Source organism: Oleiphilus sp. HI0079 (assembly GCF_001635105.1).
This window is the reverse complement of the sequence record NZ_LWFT01000077.1, coordinates 1-768: the sequence shown is the minus strand read 5'-3', so window position 1 is coordinate 768 and position 768 is coordinate 1. Positions and strand designations below refer to the sequence as shown.

General features: G+C 50.0%; 2 protein-coding genes. One reads left to right on the top strand and one right to left on the bottom strand.

The window, feature by feature from the left end:
* A partial coding sequence (locus tag A3750_RS01125) for a molybdopterin dinucleotide binding domain-containing protein (RefSeq protein WP_304440155.1) occupies positions 1-325 on the top strand: 325 nt, incomplete at its 5' end.
* Positions 326-347: 22 nt separating this feature from the next.
* On the opposite strand, the gene A3750_RS01120 is transcribed toward A3750_RS01125, so the two are convergent.
* Positions 348-768, bottom strand: a 421-nt coding sequence (locus tag A3750_RS01120; protein WP_156498291.1) for a cytochrome P450, incomplete at its 5' end; no start/stop codon positions are given.

Genomic DNA, 768 nt, shown 5'->3' with positions numbered 1-768 from the left:
ACTCGTTAAAGGGCCAGTGCGCTACCATGCGCTTGTGCATCCCTCAGATATGGAGCGCCTTGGCATTGAAGACTGCGGCTTAATCGAGGTCGAGACCCGGGTCGGGAAAGAGCGGGTCGCAGTCAAGGCTTCTGATGAAGTTATGCAGGGGGTTGTTAGTATTCCTCACGGCTGGGGTCATAACCGCTCCGGTACTCGCTTGAATATCGCAGAGCAGCACGCCGGTGTGAGTGTGAATGATCTGGTGGACGATAAAGTGTATGACCCTGTGACCGGCAATGCAGCGCTCAATGGAGTCCTTTGCCGAATTTCAGCGGTCGATTAAGCCCCAGCGCTATAGGCTATTGCTAAGTAGAACGTCTGACGACTTTTAGCCACATGCCATCTTTGTTATTCAAGGTGACATGAGGCTGAGGTTCTACCTTTGTTCTCGCGCAAAGCTCAAAGCGAAAGCTTTTCAGCAACAATGCTAAGATGATTTTGTTTTCCATCATTGCAAACGAGTTGCCGATGCATACCCGATTCCCACCACCAAATGGCATGTAAGCGTATCGCGGAAGTTTAGACTCGTTCTCTTCACTAAACCTTTCCGGGTTGAAGTGTTCGGGGTTTGGGAAATACTCTGGGTTGTAGTGATTCGCGTAAGGGCTAACAAAGACCCGTTTTCCTTTCTCAAAGAAATAGCCGCCTACCTCGACGTCTTCGATAGCTTGGCGCGTATTAAGTACCCACGCGGGAGGGTATAACCGCATTCCTTCTTTGATAACT